The sequence below is a fragment of the Vibrio sp. A1-b2 genome (assembly GCF_021726015.1).
Taxonomy (GTDB): Bacteria; Pseudomonadota; Gammaproteobacteria; order Enterobacterales; family Vibrionaceae; genus Vibrio; species Vibrio diazotrophicus.
Genome location: NZ_JAKKCI010000003.1, coordinates 227,923 through 245,044, shown reverse-complemented (window position 1 = coordinate 245,044; position 17,122 = coordinate 227,923). Strand labels below are relative to the sequence as shown.

The 17,122-nt window shown below is 43.7% G+C and carries 13 protein-coding genes; 8 read left to right on the top strand and 5 right to left on the bottom strand.

Features of this window, described 5'->3' with window-relative positions; translation table 11 throughout:
• Positions 1 to 149: 149 nt before the first annotated feature.
• Positions 150 to 2,147, bottom strand: coding sequence for a phytase (locus L3V23_RS08615; protein ID WP_102965199.1), 1,998 nt, complete (start codon positions 2,145 to 2,147; stop codon positions 150 to 152).
• 295 nt (positions 2,148 to 2,442) lie between these two features.
• Here L3V23_RS08615 and L3V23_RS08610 point away from each other — a divergent pair, with 295 nt between their 5' ends.
• Complete coding sequence (locus L3V23_RS08610) at positions 2,443 to 3,405, top strand: hypothetical protein (RefSeq protein ID WP_102965200.1); 963 nt, start codon at positions 2,443 to 2,445, stop codon at positions 3,403 to 3,405.
• 5 nt (positions 3,406 to 3,410) lie between these two features.
• Positions 3,411 to 4,418: an AraC family transcriptional regulator gene (locus L3V23_RS08605; protein WP_180980251.1), complete on the top strand. Its 1,008-nt coding sequence runs from the start codon at positions 3,411 to 3,413 to the stop codon at positions 4,416 to 4,418.
• 17 nt (positions 4,419 to 4,435) lie between these two features.
• Here the strand turns inward: L3V23_RS08605 and L3V23_RS08600 are convergent, their stop codons facing one another.
• Positions 4,436 to 5,122 carry a DNA-3-methyladenine glycosylase I gene (locus tag L3V23_RS08600; RefSeq protein WP_102965202.1) on the bottom strand — a complete coding sequence of 229 codons (687 nt, stop codon included), beginning with the start codon at positions 5,120 to 5,122 and terminating at the stop codon, positions 4,436 to 4,438.
• A 196-nt stretch (positions 5,123 to 5,318) separates the two neighbouring features.
• Here L3V23_RS08600 and L3V23_RS08595 point away from each other — a divergent pair, with 196 nt between their 5' ends.
• On the top strand, positions 5,319 to 6,068 hold the full coding sequence (locus L3V23_RS08595; RefSeq protein WP_042485629.1) for a GntR family transcriptional regulator: 750 nt from the start codon (positions 5,319 to 5,321) through the stop codon (positions 6,066 to 6,068).
• Positions 6,069 to 6,158: 90 nt separating this feature from the next.
• On the opposite strand, the gene L3V23_RS08590 is transcribed toward L3V23_RS08595, so the two are convergent.
• The 3 genes from L3V23_RS08590 to uxaC form a co-directional block, all read right to left on the bottom strand.
• Complete coding sequence (locus L3V23_RS08590) at positions 6,159 to 7,646, bottom strand: altronate dehydratase family protein (protein ID WP_102965203.1); 1,488 nt, start codon at positions 7,644 to 7,646, stop codon at positions 6,159 to 6,161.
• Positions 7,647 to 7,655: 9 nt separating this feature from the next.
• Positions 7,656 to 9,116 (bottom strand): tagaturonate reductase, encoded by a 1,461-nt coding sequence (locus L3V23_RS08585; protein ID WP_042485637.1) that lies wholly within the window; start codon positions 9,114 to 9,116, stop codon positions 7,656 to 7,658.
• A 95-nt stretch (positions 9,117 to 9,211) separates the two neighbouring features.
• A complete protein-coding gene (gene uxaC, locus L3V23_RS08580; protein ID WP_102965204.1) occupies positions 9,212 to 10,624 on the bottom strand; it encodes a glucuronate isomerase in 1,413 nt (470 codons plus the stop codon).
• A 441-nt stretch (positions 10,625 to 11,065) separates the two neighbouring features.
• Here uxaC and L3V23_RS08575 point away from each other — a divergent pair, with 441 nt between their 5' ends.
• From L3V23_RS08575 to uxuA, 5 genes are all read left to right on the top strand, one after another.
• Positions 11,066 to 11,539, top strand: a complete 474-nt coding sequence (locus L3V23_RS08575; protein ID WP_102965322.1) for a TRAP transporter small permease — start codon at positions 11,066 to 11,068, stop codon at positions 11,537 to 11,539.
• Complete coding sequence (locus L3V23_RS08570) at positions 11,536 to 12,897, top strand: TRAP transporter large permease subunit (protein ID WP_081878707.1); 1,362 nt, start codon at positions 11,536 to 11,538, stop codon at positions 12,895 to 12,897. Before L3V23_RS08575 ends, L3V23_RS08570 begins: the two co-directional genes overlap by 4 nt.
• Before the next feature lie 16 nt (positions 12,898 to 12,913).
• Positions 12,914 to 13,876: a TRAP transporter substrate-binding protein gene (locus L3V23_RS08565; RefSeq protein ID WP_042485647.1), complete on the top strand. Its 963-nt coding sequence runs from the start codon at positions 12,914 to 12,916 to the stop codon at positions 13,874 to 13,876.
• Positions 13,877 to 13,995: 119 nt separating this feature from the next.
• Positions 13,996 to 15,477 carry a mannitol dehydrogenase family protein gene (locus L3V23_RS08560; protein ID WP_102965205.1) on the top strand — a complete coding sequence of 494 codons (1,482 nt, stop codon included), beginning with the start codon at positions 13,996 to 13,998 and terminating at the stop codon, positions 15,475 to 15,477.
• A 3-nt stretch (positions 15,478 to 15,480) separates the two neighbouring features.
• Positions 15,481 to 16,554, top strand: a complete 1,074-nt coding sequence (uxuA, locus tag L3V23_RS08555; protein ID WP_102965206.1) for a mannonate dehydratase — start codon at positions 15,481 to 15,483, stop codon at positions 16,552 to 16,554.
• Positions 16,555 to 17,122 lie beyond the last annotated feature (568 nt).

The window sequence follows — 17,122 nt, the reverse complement described above, 5'->3', positions numbered from 1 at the left end:
AGCTCTGCTCAGGTTTTTTTATATCTGTGAATGTCAGATCACGATGCGCCTGTTAGGGCGCTGCTGGTAAGAAAGCCTTATAGGCGCATATGAAAAACCTCCGGCTATGCCGGAGGATATTAGTGGTACGAGAACCGGTATCGAGGGACTTATTTGGCAATACTACGCCAGTCGACGATTTTGAAGTTCTGATTCACAGAGTGATATTCCTTATCAACGTTGAAGCCGTCTTGCGCGATAAAAATGCCGTCCGGGTATTGGCTACCGAGTGGCGTCGAGACAGCATGAATACCATCTGTTTCGCTGGCACCATCAACACCGATACTGTCATCACCAATCACAGCAAATGAATACGCAAATTTACCATTTTGATTGAGGTCAAAGACCGCATAAGAGTGACTGCCTTGGCTTGACGCAATCAAAAGGTTGTCTTGACCGTTTTGGTACAGGCTTAACCCTTCTACATCATCTGTGATTTGCTTACCGTCTACTTTTGCGAAAAGCTTTGCTTCTGTTGAACCGTTTTCTCGTGCATCAAATTGCCATATCGCGTTGTCTTCTTCGCCGACATAAAGGGTTTGAGTTTTATCATCAACCACACAACCTTCGGGCTGAGTTGGCACTGATACCCTACGAACCATTTCTCCAGTGGCATAACCGTTGTTCAGAGTGATTTTCCACTGTTCTACAATGCCATTCTTGCCGTTAACGTAAACATAAGGTGTGCCTTCTGTGCTTTGCCCCATACATAGGCCATAAACCTCATCGACTTGAGAAACCAGTTCTGGTTCTTCCTGATGTACGTTTTTACCTTTAGCTGGAAGTACTTTAATTGGTTCGTCACCCTCAGTGATCGTGTATAGCGCGATGGTATTGAGTTCTCGGTTCGATGCAGCGGCTAAATCTACGTTATTGCCTTTGCTATCAATCAGATTCTGACGAATATCGATGTTGTTTGGTTTACCTGCTTTCAAGAACTGTACTTCTTCGCCGTTGAGACGATAAGCCATTAAGCCTTTTTTCTTGTTGGTTGCAATAATGAGGCTCTGCTCGGGGTTGTTCACGTTGAGCCAAAACGCTGGATCGTCTGCCGCATCACCACTTTTGTTGACAGGTTGAGTTTCAGCGCTCGCTTTAACAATTCGGATCCCCTCAACCTTCATTTCTTTGGGTGGGACTGTGTTTGCAACGTTGTAACCTACAATTTTTGAGAGTTCATCAAAGTTTACAGATTGATACACAGGCTCATCGGCTTCAGTGTTGCCAATCCAAAGCTCGTTTTTACCTACACTGACCAACTTCGCTTCCTCAACACCTTCGATGTTGAATGAAGCCAACTGCTTATGAGTTTGTGAATCGAATAGGAAGAAACCGTTACCTTCATCCGCAACAACTAGAGTAGCTTTGCCACCGGCGTGATTGATGATGTCTATGTTTTCGATCTCTTTCAAAGAACCCAGTGGTTCAACAACATTGACCAATTGACGCTCTGTAACGTTTTCAGGGTCGTTGCCATAAGACCAGATACCTAGATCCTGCTCCAAAACGTATAGCTTGCCATTAACATCATCAGATACACAGCCACTTAACTCTCCACCAATTTGCAGTTCACGGACTGGAGAAGCTTTGCCTTCGATATTAAATAGGCTAGTCACCCGATTATCGTCGTACATCAGTTTAAACTGAGCCACTAATCCACTTTCTGAGTAACCAATCACGCTCACCGTGCCCGTGGTTACATTCTTAATTAAACACACACCTTCCGGTTTAAAGCTAAGTGGAATTCGACCGACTTCTTTAAGAGGTTGTGCGCTATTAGCATCGATAGCGTAAAGTGCAATAGCATCACTATCAGGAAGGCCAATAGCAGCGATATCAATACTTTTGCCTGAATCTGATTGCAACTCGTAACGAACATCTACCCCTAATGCGGGTTCAGAATCAATACGCTGAATTTCCATTCCTTTGTCATTATAAACGGCCACACCATCATCTTCTAAGCTCGCAATAAGCAGCGAAGCTGACTTCGACTGCCATACTGCGCTGTCAGCAATATCCTCGTAACTCGTTTGTGTTGAGTTAGCAGCATAGCTGCTGGTTGCTAGTGTCAGCGCTGTTGCGATAACCGAATATTTAAAAAAAGACATTACTAATCCTCAATATGAATGAACGTCAGCGAAGTTAAGCGCGAAATATAAAGGTTTTGTGACGGGAAACTTTAATTAAATTGAAAATCAATAAGTTACCTTTTGGTTTGGGTGGCTGTGAGCTCATTGGCTGAGACGGAATTTAAGCTTTATCAAGGCATGAAAGCGGTTGAGTTTCGTTATTTCACGAATTTTGGACTGAAAACAAGAGAATAGGTGAGCTAATTGGACTTTTAATGTCACAAATTCGTCATACATGCTGGGTAAAACTGACGAGGTAAACTAGGGAGAAACTATGAATCGTTGGTTCCAACAACAACTGTGGAAAATTGGTCAATTTACTTATTGTCTTATTCCTCATCGTCACTGGTTATATTTATGGGCTATTGCAACTATCAGCTTATGGTATTTTAACTTTAGCCAGGGTGAGATTAAGGATTCACAACAGTGGATATGGCTCGATATTCTCGGTGAAGGTTCAATGACGTTGTTTATCAGCATCTGGCTGGTGGTCATTTTGGCTTGTCGAGAGGCTGGTAGAGTGACACAGTTTTTGGCATTAGGTCTTCTTGGTGTGTACATATCTTGTTTGCAGGATTTGCTAGACGAGTTTTATGAGCTTGGCGATGCAGCGTATTATTGGGATAGCTTGGTTGAATCTCTTCCTATCGGGGTTATCTTTTTAACTATCGGCTGGATGGGCTGGTATCGCGAGCAGAGCCAATTAAGACAATACCTACTGCAACGCAGACACCAGTTTCAGAACAGTTCCAAGCTGCATATGGATAGTTTTCTTCCCCGATTTGATCAATTACAAGCATTTATGAACTCACAGCCGGACGAATTTTTGTCAGGTGAGATTATGGGTTTTATTCTCGATGAGAGTGACGTGAAGGATGCCGCTCAGCTTAAAGTACTGCGCCGACGTTTTGCCGATTTAATGATGCTCAATTTGCCTGAATCTACCCAGCTTTATCATTTGTCCGGTGAGCATTATGTTTTATTCATGCCTCACCGTGATAGCTTCTCAATCAAATGTGAACGCTTGCTCATGCAACATCTGCGCAGCGCTCAAATTTATTCTGATTCGGGTCTGTTACCCATAACATTCGGTGTGACTTTAACGCGACGCGAGCTTTGTAAAAGCTGTAACAGCAATAATCTCTCTAGCTACATACGTGATCTATTCAATGCTCATCAAAGGACAGAGCGTGCTGCTGAATTGAAGACTCGAAATCAAGAAATACCACTGGGTTGATGGATATGGATGCTCCCAAGTGGAAGACTCTGAACTCACCCTTTGTTTCTCCTTGTTCTGGGGCTGCGCAATTACACGATTTACTGTGTGCCAATGGCGAACATTCAGACATAGTGTTGCGAAAAACTAAGCTGTTTCATTCCGATCTTCTGAAGTTGGATAAACAGATTTCTCCCAAGCAGTATGCCCAATTGTGCTTTAATGCAACCTTAAGCAGTGGTTGTGCTGAGTTAGCGATAAAGCTTGGTCGACAAGTGTTACCCAGTGCTCTCGGACCTTGGGCAAGCGGCCTTATTCACGCACCGGATTTGGGTCGAGCGCTCGATTTTCTTATATCGACAACCTATCGTTGGTCGCCGCTTATTGATATACAGCGGCGCATTGAGAATGGGAAAGCGCATTACTTGGTATACGATGCGTACGGACTTCTAGACGATTCTCTGCTTAAACAGTTTGTTATGTTGTCTACATTTGAGGCTGTTCGTCAAAGCTGCGAATGGTTGGCGGGGAAAAATGTTTGTGCTCACTGGCAGTATACGTTTGAAGGCAGTAGAGAAAAACTGCAATGGGAGGCCTTTTCTTCGTTGGGTGAACTTGCTTTGTTTAATCAACCTTATTCCGCGTTCTCAATCTCAGAAATGTTGTTAGCAACACCACTAAATCAGTCATGCAGTTCCATCTACCACGCTACTCAGAAAAAGGTATTGCACGAAAAATCCAACTCCACAGGTATTGTTGAAATTGTTCGAGTCAAAGTAAACGACTCGATTCAGAATATCCCCAGTATGGAAGACATTGCTCGTAGCATGAGTATCAGTACAGCAACATTAAAACGTAACTTAAAGCAGCATAACACCAGCTATCAGAGTATCGTCGATGATTGCAGAGCTAAGACAACATACTTCTTACTCAACAATAAAAACATGAGTGAGAAAGAGGTGGCTCAACACCTTAATTTTTATGATGTGAGCAACCTAAGACGAGCCATGAAAAAATGGCTCGTCTTTGGCTAACCACTGGAAGCTGAGTTCTAAACGCGATTATCGCCTGTACTGTATGCAATGATCTGACTTATCTCGCTTAGGCTACGTCCTGACTCTTCACGCCATTGACAGAATGCTTGATTGGAAGCGGTCATTGCACGTTTAGTTGTCTTAGCGCTATCAATGATGCCGGTGTTACGAAGGTACGCTTCAACATCGGTAGACAAGATAAAAGTATCGGCTCCCATCGTACGCAGTGTGTATGGCCCTGTATTGCCACCTAAGCGGTCACCGTGTTTTTTCAAGTGCTCCCAAAGACCGGTAATGTTGTCTAGCGGCCAGTTTGCTACCATTTCACTGAAAGAACCGTGTTCAGCTCTGGCTTCATAAATCATACGGGCATTGCGCGGAATCGACATGACTTTGATTAAATGGCGGATGATGCGCGGATCTTGCGCTTTTTCTTCCCACACTTCGTCAGATAGCATCAGCAAAGGCTCAATTTTGAAGCCGAAGAAAAGCTCTTCGAAGTTTGGCCATTTCTTTCTCACTACATCCCAAGAGATGCCAGATTGAAACACTTTCATGCTGAACGCAGATAACCAACGATCTTCAGGTACTGCTGCAAGTTCGGTTTTACTTAATGGCGTACTAAGCAGTTTTTCTAATTGGTCTTCGCCACCTTTACGATCGACCGCTCGTTGATAAATGGATGAAAATTTCTCGATTGTCATGTTTGAAGACTCTTGTTTAGTTTTAGAAATAAATACTAGCAAAGGGATAACCGATCGGCACGCGAAAGAAGGATTGGACGTGTTGCGAGTCATTTTAAAAATTTTGAAATCAGACCATAGTTTTGACTATCGATTGGAATACTATCTATGGTAAGCTGGCGCTAAATTGGTATAACAAGTGGTTTAAGAGATTAATATGGAACCGAATATTAAGCTTTATCAAAAAATCGCCAATCACTTTAAAACGGAAATCTTTAATGGCGTTTACAAAGTAGGGGATATGCTTCCTGCTGAACGAGTGATCGCTGAGCAGATGGAAGTGAGTCGAACCGTGATTCGCGAAGCAATGATAATGCTTGAAGTTGAAGGCTACGTTGAGGTGCGTAAAGGCTCGGGTATCCGAGTAATTAACACGCAGGTTGACAACGTAGTACCGGACATCGCGCAGGCGGTGGGCGATTTCGGTTTCATGCTCACCTGTGGCCCGTTTGAACTGCTACAGGCTCGTCAGTTGTTTGAAAGCAATATCGCTGAATTTGCCGCGACTCAAGCGACCAAACAAGATCTGGTTGCTCTGATGAAGATTCAAGAACAAGCGAAGCAAGACGATTACTCGCGTGATTCCTACTGGGATATTGAATTTCATATTCAGATGGCCCGCTGTACACAAAACTCAGTCGTGGTACATATTGCGGAGATGTTGTCGAAACATCGTGAAAACAACCCATATTGGAAGAAGCTTCACGAGCACATTGAAGACAATAAGATTCGCAGCTGGTGCAGCGATCATGATGAAATTGTAAAAGCGTTAATCAAGCGAGATGCGGTAGCTGCACGTCAGGCTGCTTGGCAGCACATTGAAAATACTAAGATCATGCTGTTTGATGCTTCAAATGATGATTATGACCGTTTCTTGTTCTCAGAAAGCCCGATTACGACGTCATAGAAGTCGCGTTCTTCGACTTGAAACGCAATAAAAGCACTGAAAAACAAAGGCTACCCGAAGGTAGCCTTTTTCGTCTTTCAATACATCTTACTAAAGCGTTACGCCGCTTTTGAATACGGCGATTTCTCGGAACTCATTGATTTCATTACGTGTCGGCTCACCATTTACGAAGCTGGTAACTTTATCGACAAACTCTTCAAGCAAGGTATCCATTGATGTGCCTTCTACTAGCGTACCGGCATTAAAGTCAATCCAGTGTGGCTTGCGGCGGGCTAAGTCACTGTTGGTTGCCAGTTTCAAAGTCGGTACAGGGCCGCCATAAGGTGTGCCACGACCAGTACTGAACAGCACCATATGACAACCAGCCATCGCAAGAGCCGAGGTCGCGATAGCATCGTTACCCGGCGCACTCAGTAGGTTTAGACCTGGTTTGGTCAAGCGTTCACCGTATTTCAAGACATCCATTACCTGACTTGAGCCAGCCTTTTGCGTACAACCCAAAGATTTCTCTTCTAAAGTTGAAATGCCGCCTGCCTTGTTACCCGGAGATGGATTTTCATAAATAGGCTGTTTGTGATCGATAAAATACTGTTTGAAGTTATTGATCATGGATACTGTATCGTCGAACACGCTTCTATCTGCGCAGCGGCTCATCAGGATATGCTCTGCACCAAACATCTCTGGCACTTCAGTCAGTACTGTGGTGCCGCCATGGGTGACAAGGTAATCCGAGAAACGACCAAGCAGAGGGTTAGCAGTGATGCCTGAAAAGCCATCAGATCCGCCACATTCCAAACCAAAACGAACTTCGCTCAGGTTGCCCGCAACTCGCTGGTCTTTAGACATCACTTCATACAGCTTTTTCATCAGCTCAACGCCGTATTCCACTTCATCATCTTGCTTTTGACAGATCATGAACTGAACACGTTGTTCGTCGTATTCACCGAGCGTGTCTTTAAACGCGTTCACTTGGTTGTTTTCACACCCTAATCCCACCACTAAAACACCACCAGAGTTTGGATGTTTCACCAAGTTCTGCAGCAGAATCTTAGTGTTGTTGTGGTCGTCCCCAAGTTGTGAACAGCCATATTGGTGAGTGAACACTTGCACGCCGTCGATAGCAGACATGTCGACTTCAGACTCAAACTGCTTTTTCATCATATTAGCCATAGCGTTTACACAGCCAACGGTTGGGATGATCCACAGCTCGTTACGAATACCTATATCACCGTTTGAGCGACGGTAGATATTTACTGGCTTATTTTCCAATGCGCTATGTACGTTTTGGAATTCAGGTTGGTATTGGTATTCGTTTAAATCGCTCAAGTTGGTGCGAATGTTATCCTGATAAACACGGTGGCCTAGCTCTATGGTTTGCAACGCATGTCCGATAGGACAACCATATTTAATTATCTGGTCATTTTGAGCAAAAGTTTGCAGCGCCACTTTGTGTGCTTGAGGAATATCCTCTTGCAACGTTATTTCCTGCTCATCCACAACTAATGTTGTGCCAGCACTTAAGTCTTTTAATGCAACGGCAACATTGTCGGCTGGATGTATTTTGATAAGAGAGTTCATGCTATTTCCTTAGCAGCGATTTAACGCTCGTCGCATGCCCACTAGGCAAATTTGTTCGACGTACGCGGTTACGCATTCAGTCAGTCCCGGCACTTGATTGAGGTCTTGTCCCCAGTGCGCAGTGTTACCCAACACGGCTTCAACTAACGCGCCATAGCTTTGCTCACCTGATGACACCTTAGGCCACTCGGAAGCAAAGAAATCTAGCCATGGTTGGTCGTCATTAAGAGGGTAATTTCCGTCCTCACGTTCGCCGCGATAGAAGGTAATTAACGCTGCGAGTGCAAAGCTCATGTGACGAGGTAAATGCTCGGTCTTTTGTTGATACGCGAGTAACTGCGGCAAAATTCGGGTTTTGAATTTTGTCATACCATTAAGCGAAATAGATAACAGCAGGTGCTTGATGTAAGGGTTCTTAAAGCGATACTCCACATCTTGAGCAAAAGTTTGCAGTTCATCTTTTGGCAATGAAAGAGTAGGGATGATCTCAGAGAACATCAGTTCTTTGAGATAAGCTGCCATCTGCTCGTCAGCCATGCTTTCGCCAACCGTATCAATACCAGATTGGAATGCCACTGGTACTAGCGCGGTATGTGCACCGTTAAGAATCGCGACTTTACGCTCTTTATATGGCTTGATGTCATCAACAATCTTAATGTTGAGCGAGTGTTCTGTACTGAGCTGATCCAGACACAGTGCTTGATTTAACCACTGTGGGCCTTGAATAACAAACAGATAGAAGTTCTCGGCACTGACCATAAAGGTATCTTTGTAGCCTAGCTCCGCTTCCAGCGTGCTCACTTCATCTTTTGGATAGCCAGTAACGATACGGTCTACCAAGGTTGAGCAGAATGTATTTGCGGCTTCTACCCAATGTTTAAATTCAACAGGAAGAGCCCAAGCCTCAATGTAGCGCCCGATAATCTCTTTCAAGCATTCGCCGTTGTAATCGATGAGTTCACAAGGAACAATGATCCAACCTTTGTCTTCATCGGCTTCAAAGTGGTTGTAGCGTTCCCATAGCATACGCGTCAGCTTGGCTGGGTAGCTGCTTGGTGGCAAATCATCAAGCTGATCGCTTTCCACAAATGCAATCCCCGCTTCCGTTGTGTTTGAGAACACAAACTGAATGTCTGGGTTACGAGCAAGTTCAAGAATGGTTTGAAAATCTTGGTAAGCAGACAGCTCTTCGTTCACAGAGTAGATAACACGGGATTGTGAGATCGCTTGGCCTGTTTCATCCAGACCACGAATCAAAGTGGTATACACACCCTGTTGAGTGTTGAGACTTGGCGGAAAATCGGTATCGATTGGACGAATAATGCTGACACCAGCATTGAGATCCGTGTGTTCGTTGAGTTGGTCAATTTGCCAGTCTAAAAATGCGCGTAAAAAATTACCTTCGCCAAATTGAATGATCTTGGTTGGGTAAGAAGGGCCGGGAAAGGTATCTCGGTTTAGCTGTTTCATAAAAGTTACCTATCGATAGGCTGCGGCTGAAACTCGGTGAAGAACATCTTTGTCAGTAGATCTTCACCAATAAGCAACGGCCGCAGAGCGTCAGATTATTTAGCTGTGATACCGAAATAGTTTTTCGCGTTGTAATAACAGATATCGCGAACCATACGGCTAAGTAGTTCGAAGTCCGCAGGTGCTTCACCATCTTCAACCCATTTGCCAATCATTTGGCAAAGGATGCGGCGGAAGTACTCGTGTCGGGTATATGACAAGAAGCTGCGGCTATCGGTTAACATACCCACGAAGCGGCTTAACAGACCAAGCTGTGCAAGCTGAGTCATTTGACGCTCCATGCCGTCTTTTTGGTCGTTGAACCACCAACCAGAACCAAATTGGATTTTGCCGGCGATACTGCCGTCCTGGAAGTTGCCACACATGGTTGCCAGAACTTCGTTGTCACGTGGGTTTAGACCGTAAAGAATGGTTTTCGGTAATGCATTGTCACGGTCAAGCGCATCAAGCAGACGTGATAAAGGCAAGGCAACTAAACCATCATGGATAGAGTCAAAACCAACGTCTGGACCAAGAAGCTTGAACATACGCTGATTGTTATTACGCAAAGCGCCAATATGGTATTGCTGAACCCAGCCGCGTTTCGCGTACTGTTTACCTAGGTATACCAATACTGCCGTTTTGAACTGTGCAGTTTCAATTTCGGAGACTGTTCCGCCGCTTAAACGTTTGCTGAGGATCGCATCAAGTTCTTGCTCGGTTGAATCTTCATAGCAGACCGTATCTAGAGCGTGGTCTGATATACAACAGCCGTGGTCTGCAAAGTGTTGTAAACGTTTATCTAAAGCGGAACACAAATCTGTAAAGCGAGAGATTTCAACATCCGCAGCTTTTGATAATGCCTCTATATAAGCAGGGAAGGTGTCCTGATGAATGTTGAATGCTTTATCTGGACGCCAGCTTGGAAGCATTTGTACTGGGAAGTCTTTGTCGTCTGCCACTTTTTTATGTGCGGCGAGGTCATCGATTGGGTCATCGGTTGTACCCACCATTTCTACATTCATCTTCTGCATGATCGAACGAGCAGAAAACTCAGGTGTTGCTAGCATCTCATTGGTTTCGTTCCACACACGCTCAGCGGTGTCTTCATTTAATACGATGTCTGAGATACCAAACGGACGGCGTAACTCTAGATGAGCCCAGTGATAAATTGGGTTACCAATTGTATAGGGAACTGTACGTGCGAATGCCAAGAACTTCTCTTTATCTGTTGCATCACCCGTACAGAAGCGCTCATCCACACCGTTAATACGCATAGCACGCCATTTATAGTGGTCACCGCGAAGCCAGATATCGGTTAAATTTTGAAATTTGTAATCCTCAGAAACCTGATGTGGCAGCAGGTGGCAGTGGTAGTCGATGATAGGTAAATCGGCTGCTACTTCGTGATATAGGCGTTTAGCGAAATCGCTACGGAGTAAGAAATCCTCCGAAAGAAAAGATGTCATACAAGTTGTCCTTATGTGTTCTACCATTTGTGTGTGATATTAAACTCATAAAAGCCAAATAAACACGATTTAAGTAGAGTTTTGATTGATTTTTAAACGGAATTAGAGTGATTTTTGTCAAAAGTTTAAAGGTGATCATACTTTAAGTAAAAAAATGAAAGCCCGTTTCGTTTTATGATCTAGACCAATTTTTTATTGTTATACCAAATGTAGGATTACTTCGTTGTCGGAACAACCGATGATTAAGTTTACGAATAACGAACTGTGAAGATTGCAAGCGACACACGTTGTTCAGGGAAACGTCACCAACGGAATGGGAATGTAATGGATTATTTGTTCTGTCTGGTGGCACAAAAAACTAATTAGAGATTAATTACTATGATAATTAAGTCTATCAACTCATATATTAATAGCTTATTGCGTGTTGTTTTGAGCATGTTTATGACCGTAATGATTGTTGCGGTTGTTTGGCAAGTATTTACTCGCTTTGTCTTACAAGATCCTTCTGCCTTTACAGATGAACTGTCACGTTACTTATTAATTTGGATTGGTGTGTTAGGTGGAGCTTACACCTTCGCAATCAAACGTCATTTAGCGTTGGAACTCTTAGCGCCAAGAATGGGCCATAACGGACAATTGGTGTTAGGTATCATCATTAACCTAGTCATCATTGCTTTCGCTGCTGTCACCTTTATTTATGGCGGAACGGCGCTAGTCACAAACACACTTAAACATGGTCAGATTTCTCCAGGGATCGTGATTGGTGGTCACCACCTGTTGATTGGTTATGTTTATGTTGTTGTACCACTTGCGGGCTACATTATTTCTTACTTCGGTACTGTCGACGTTATTTCTTCAGTTCTTTCGCTTGTAAATAAAGAAGAGCGAGTGGCAGCAGAAGGATATTCAAAATGACTCTGATTGATTTACTGTTTTCACAAGACTTTCTAGCGAACGCTCCTGATGCATTTTACGATTTCTTTCCTGCGGTAGTGTTGTTTGGCGTATTGGGTGTTTTGCTGATTATTGGTGTACCTATTGCCTTTGCTATCGGTATTGCTGCACTACTGACCGTTTTCATTGATTTCCCAATTGAACAGGTGACCATTCTTGTTTCGCAGAAGTTAGCCAACGGGTTAGACAACTTCGGTCTGTTAGCACTGCCATTCTTCATCGTGGCTGGTAACTTGATGAACCGCGGTGGTCTTGCTTCGCGTTTGATTAACTTTGCCATGATCTTTGGTGGCCGTTTACCGGGTTCACTGTCGCATGTAAACGTTATGGCGAACATGTTGTTCGGTTCATTGTCAGGCTCTGCGGCTGCGTCTGCTGCTGCGGTTGGCGGCATCATGAAACCGCTACAAGAGAAACACAAATACCCAATGGATTTCTCAACTGCGGTTAACGTGGCATCTTGTCCGTCTGGCCTACTTATTCCGCCGTCAAACATTCTTATACTGTTTGCGTTGGTAAGTAGCACTTCAGTTCAGTACCTTTTTATTGCTGGTTATATCCCAGGCATCTTAATGGGCCTAAGTGTGATGTTGGGTATCTTCTTACTTGGAAAACGTTACAACATTCCTCGCGAGAAAATTATTTCAACAGAGAAGAAACGCAAAGTTATCTGGGACGCTATCCCAAGCTTAACGCTGGTTATCATCATCATGGGTGGTATCTTGGGCGGTATCTTCACGGCAACTGAAGCATCTGCAATTGCAGTTGTCTACGCTCTAATCCTTGGTTTTGCTTACCGCGAACTGAAAATGAGCGATATGTTCCCAGTGCTTGTGGACAGTGTGATCACCACTTCAATCGTATTGCTGATGGTAGCGACTTCTTCTGCAATGTCATGGGCAATGGCGAACGCCGATATTCCTACTTACATTGCTGAGTTTGTACTTGAAACCTCAACCAATCCAATCATGGTTATTCTTTTGATGAACCTGATTCTGTTGGTAGTAGGCACCTTCATGGACATGACGCCAGCAGTACTGATTTTTACACCTATTTTCTTACCAATTGCTATCACGCTTGGTATTGACCCAATTCACTTTGGGATCATCTTAGTATTCAACTTATGTATCGGTATCTGTACACCACCAGTCGGCACTGCCTTGTTTGTTGGTTGTAGTGTTACAGGCTCGAAGTTGGGTGCTGTTGTTCCTAAATTGGCACCGCTATTCGTCCTCATGGTTATCACGTTGACGATAGTGACCTTGTTCCCTTCACTTTCATTATGGCTACCGGAACTAGCTGGTTATAAACCTCAATAATTGATAGGACTATAAAATGAAAACAACAAATAAACTTTTACTTGCTTGTACTCTTTCTACACTGATGGCAGGCAACGTTTATGCAGCTACTGTTAAGCTAGCTCATGCGTTACCAACAGAGCACCCAGTTCACGCATCCTTGGATTGGTTTGCAGCTAAAGTCACAAAAGAAACTAAGATGCGTGTAAAAGTGTATCCAAACGGTACTTTAGGTAATGAAACTGAACTACTGCAAATGGTACAAGGTGGCACTATCGGCTTCACTAAAGTGAGTGCGGCGCCACTGACTGCATTCGCGTCAGATTACAAACTACTTTCTCTACCTTACCTATACCGTGATCGCGCACAATATGATGCTGTACTTCAAGGTCCAATTGGTGAGCAAATCCTGATGTCTTCTAAAGACTCTGGCTTTATCGGTCTTGCATTCCTAGATGCAGGTGCGCGTAGCTTCTACACCGACAAACCAATTCGTACTCCAGAAGACTTGAAAGGTCTGAAAATCCGTGTACAAAACTCAGCACTTTCTATTGACACTATCAAAGCGCTAGGCGGTACTCCGGTTCCACTACCATACGGTGAGCTTTACTCTGCATTGCAACAAGGTGTTGTTGATGGTGCGGAGAACAACATTCCGTCTTACTACTCTTCTCGTCATTACGAAGTGAAGAAAACATTCTCTTACGACAAGCACACTATGGTTCCTGACGTACTAGTAGTGTCAACGGGTGTATGGGATAGCCTATCTGCAGAAGACCAAGCGAAAATTCGTGAAATCGCGAAAGAGACAGTTAAGCAGCAAGACACTAACTGGGCAAACTACGTAGAAAAAGCGAAAGCGGAACTGGTTAATCAAAATGTAACGTTTGTTGAAAGTGATATTCCTAAGTTCCAAGAAGCGGTTAAGCCTGTGTATGAAAAATTCCGTAAGGAAAATCCAGACCTAGTACCTCTTCTAGACAAGATTCAATCTATGTAATTAGAGATGTCTCTATAGCGCGGGGAATTCTCCCTGCGCTATGAGTCACTTTCTCACGCAAAATTTCCTACGCAACGAGTTCGTTTTGCGTCTACTAACATCATTTGGTTCGAATAATTATGAGATTAAGTCAAGCTCACTTATCTGCGGCTAATGCCCTAGTTCAGCCCAACGAAAATAACAAGAATGCAAAAGTTGGGATTGTACATTTGGGCTTTGGCGCTTTTCACCGCGCTCATCAGGCACTCATTACAGATGCTGTGATAAAAGAAATTGGCGGTAACTGGAAAATTGTTGGTGTTACTTGGAGCGACGCTGGTTTACAGAAAGAGTTGATCGCACAAGACAGCCTCTATTCGGTCGGTGTCGGATACAACGATCAATTAGATATCAATATTGTTGGCTCTATTGAAACTGTGTTGATGTCAGCTCAGACAGAGCAAGTGTTAAGTTATATGTGTGACCCCGAGGTGAAAGTCGTCTCGCTGACCGTCACAGAAAAGGGCTATTGCCACAACCCTGCGACGGGTGATTTAGACCTTTCACATCCACTGATTCAGCATGATTTAGAAAATATGGATACACCAAAATCTGCGATCGGATTTTTGGTCTCAGCTATGCGTTGTCGTTACCTAAAAGGTGTTCAACCGTTTACACCGTTGACCTGTGACAACTTGCCAGAAAACGGTCATGTATTAGAAAAAGTGGTGTTGCAGTTTGCTAAGCAGCTGGATGCAGAGCTGTACCAATGGATTAAAGAGCACATTACTTTCCCTTGTACCATGGTCGACCGCATTGTTCCTCGTACCACAGAAAACGATATTGCTCGTGTTGAGAAAGTTTTAGGTTTAGAAGACAAAGCCAGCGTGATTACCGAACCTTTTTTACAGTGGGTAATTGAAGACAAATTTGTCAATGAACGCCCTGCGTGGGAAAAGACGTCGATTGCCAATGTTGAGGTAACGGACAACGTTGTGCCGTTTGAAGAAATGAAACTGCGTCTGCTTAATGGCACCCATTCAACGATGGCTTATCTTGGTTATTTGTCTGGTTATGAAACCATTGCGGAAACTATTCAAGATCCGAATTTTAAGACCTTTGTTCGCTATCTGATGGACGAAGAAATTACGCCATCGCTAAGCATTGAAGGCATTGACCTCGATAAGTACAAAGATCAGTTGATCGAGCGTTACGAGAACAAAGGGCTGCAACACCGTACATGGCAGATTGCAATGGACGGAACGCAGAAGATCCCACAACGTTTCTTACAAACCATTCGCTATTCACTAAACAACGGCATTTCAATCAAAGGCTTATGCCTAGCGTTGGCGGGCTGGATTCGTTATGTCAGCGGTGTGAATGAACAAGGGCAGGAGATTGATGTTCAAGATCCGCTCAAACAGCAGCTTGCTCAAGTTTGGCAGCAAGCTGGCTCAGATTTAGAAAAAGCCTTAGATGGCTTCTTATCTCTTCGCAGTGTCTTTGAACAAGATCTAGCGACTAATCAAACATTTAGAGTAGAGCTGCAATCCGCGTTAGAAACACTGTTTGCAAACGGTGCCAAAGCATCGGTAGCCAGCTTCGTAGCGCAGAGGAAATAATAGATGAAAATGACATTCCGTTGGTACGGAGAAGGTAACGATAAAGTTACTCTCGGCAACATTAAACAGATCCCTGGTGTAGAAGGTATCGTCTGGTCACTGCATGATATGGCGGCGGGTGAGCTATGGAGCGAAGAGCGTATCGCGAAAGAAAAAGCGATCATCGAAGCTGCGGGTTTTCATATTGATGTCGTTGAGAGTGTCAACGTTCACGAAGATATCAAACTTGGTTTGCCAACTCGTGACAAATACATCGAGAACTATAAAGAAACACTGCGTCGTCTTGCGAAAGTGGGCGTAAAAGTGGTGTGTTACAACTTTATGCCAGTGTTTGACTGGACTCGTACTGAGCTCTACAAAGAGATGGAAGACGGTTCGAATGCACTTTTCTTCGAGAAGAGCAAAATCGAAAATATCGATCCAATCGAGTTGATTGAAAAACTGTCGACCAACGTTGATGTGACTATGCCGGGTTGGGAGCCAGAGCGCTTAGCTCGCTTGAAGGAAACCTTTAAGCTGTACGAGAACTTCACGGCTGAAGATTTGTGGCGCAACCTACAATACTTCCTTGAACAAGTGATACCAGTGTGTGAAGAAGTGGGGATTAAGATGGGTATTCACCCTGACGATCCTGCATTCCCAATTTTTGGTCTGCCTCGCCTGATCATCAATAAAGAAAACATTGGCCGTTTCCTTAACCTAGTCGATAGCCCTTACAACGGTTTGAGCTTGTGTACTGGTTCATTAGGTTCTGCAAATAACGATATTCCAGACATCATTGATGCCTACCACGATCGCATTCATTTTATGCACATTCGTAACGTTAAACGTTATGACAATGGTGACTTTATTGAAGCGTCGCACCGTGCTTGTGATGGTTCTGTGGATACAGTAAAAGTCGTTCAGACTTTGCATAAATACGGTTACGATGGCTACGTGCGTCCGGATCATGGTCGTCATATTTGGGGCGAAGAAAAATGGGCGCGTCCGGGATACGGGCTTTACGACCGTGCGCTAGGAATTATGTATATTCTTGGTGTGTGGGACAGCGTAGAAAAGAACGCGAAACAATCTTAAGAAAAGGAACAGACAGTGATTGAAGTGATGAAATGATTGTCTGTTTTGTAAGTGTGTCATTTCACTCATCGTGAAACACTAGCGGTGAAATGACACCTTGTTTGGGTTATCTGAACTCAAGCAAACCATCAAAACTCTCCATTAGAACCTGCATTTGTATATCAGCGAAGGTTCGTTCTCTCGATTTTTCTCTGTGTCGCTGGGATTAATTCAGAATTAAAAATTTACCCAAGTTTGGCTTAGCAGTAGCACGGTCAGTGATGATACTGAGAATAGTGCAAGGATGCCGCCTAGTTCGCGAATGTTGCTTAGTAACGTTTTTTTGCTATCAAACATGATCTCACCTTTTAAATAGTCAAGTTAACGAGATATTGGTCACACTTTACTCTTCAATATGATATAGATCAATATTGTTTGTGGTTATTTTTAGTCATTTTTGGCGTATCTAGGATTTGTCTTAGTTGTGGTGTAATTAAATTACAATCATAGGTGTGAGCTATGCTAAACAAACAGAAAGCAGCCTGACAGTTTAACTAGCAGGCTGCTTTAAATATCTAACTAAATAAAT

Bases quoted from the DNA above. Each gene is read 5' to 3' on its own strand.
- L3V23_RS08615 (WP_102965199.1), bottom strand. From the start codon at position 2,147: ATGTCTTTTTTTAAATATTCGGTTATCGCAACAGCGCTGACACTAGCA.
- L3V23_RS08610 (WP_102965200.1), top strand. From the start codon at position 2,443: ATGAATCGTTGGTTCCAACAACAACTGTGGAAAATTGGTCAATTTACT.
- L3V23_RS08605 (WP_180980251.1), top strand. From the start codon at position 3,411: ATGGATGCTCCCAAGTGGAAGACTCTGAACTCACCCTTTGTTTCTCCT.
- L3V23_RS08600 (WP_102965202.1), bottom strand. From the start codon at position 5,122: ATGACAATCGAGAAATTTTCATCCATTTATCAACGAGCGGTCGATCGT.
- L3V23_RS08595 (WP_042485629.1), top strand. From the start codon at position 5,319: ATGGAACCGAATATTAAGCTTTATCAAAAAATCGCCAATCACTTTAAA.
- L3V23_RS08590 (WP_102965203.1), bottom strand. From the start codon at position 7,646: ATGAACTCTCTTATCAAAATACATCCAGCCGACAATGTTGCCGTTGCA.
- L3V23_RS08585 (WP_042485637.1), bottom strand. From the start codon at position 9,116: ATGAAACAGCTAAACCGAGATACCTTTCCCGGCCCTTCTTACCCAACC.
- uxaC (WP_102965204.1), bottom strand. From the start codon at position 10,624: ATGACATCTTTTCTTTCGGAGGATTTCTTACTCCGTAGCGATTTCGCT.
- L3V23_RS08575 (WP_102965322.1), top strand. From the start codon at position 11,066: ATGACCGTAATGATTGTTGCGGTTGTTTGGCAAGTATTTACTCGCTTT.
- L3V23_RS08570 (WP_081878707.1), top strand. From the start codon at position 11,536: ATGACTCTGATTGATTTACTGTTTTCACAAGACTTTCTAGCGAACGCT.
- L3V23_RS08565 (WP_042485647.1), top strand. From the start codon at position 12,914: ATGAAAACAACAAATAAACTTTTACTTGCTTGTACTCTTTCTACACTG.
- L3V23_RS08560 (WP_102965205.1), top strand. From the start codon at position 13,996: ATGAGATTAAGTCAAGCTCACTTATCTGCGGCTAATGCCCTAGTTCAG.
- uxuA (WP_102965206.1), top strand. From the start codon at position 15,481: ATGAAAATGACATTCCGTTGGTACGGAGAAGGTAACGATAAAGTTACT.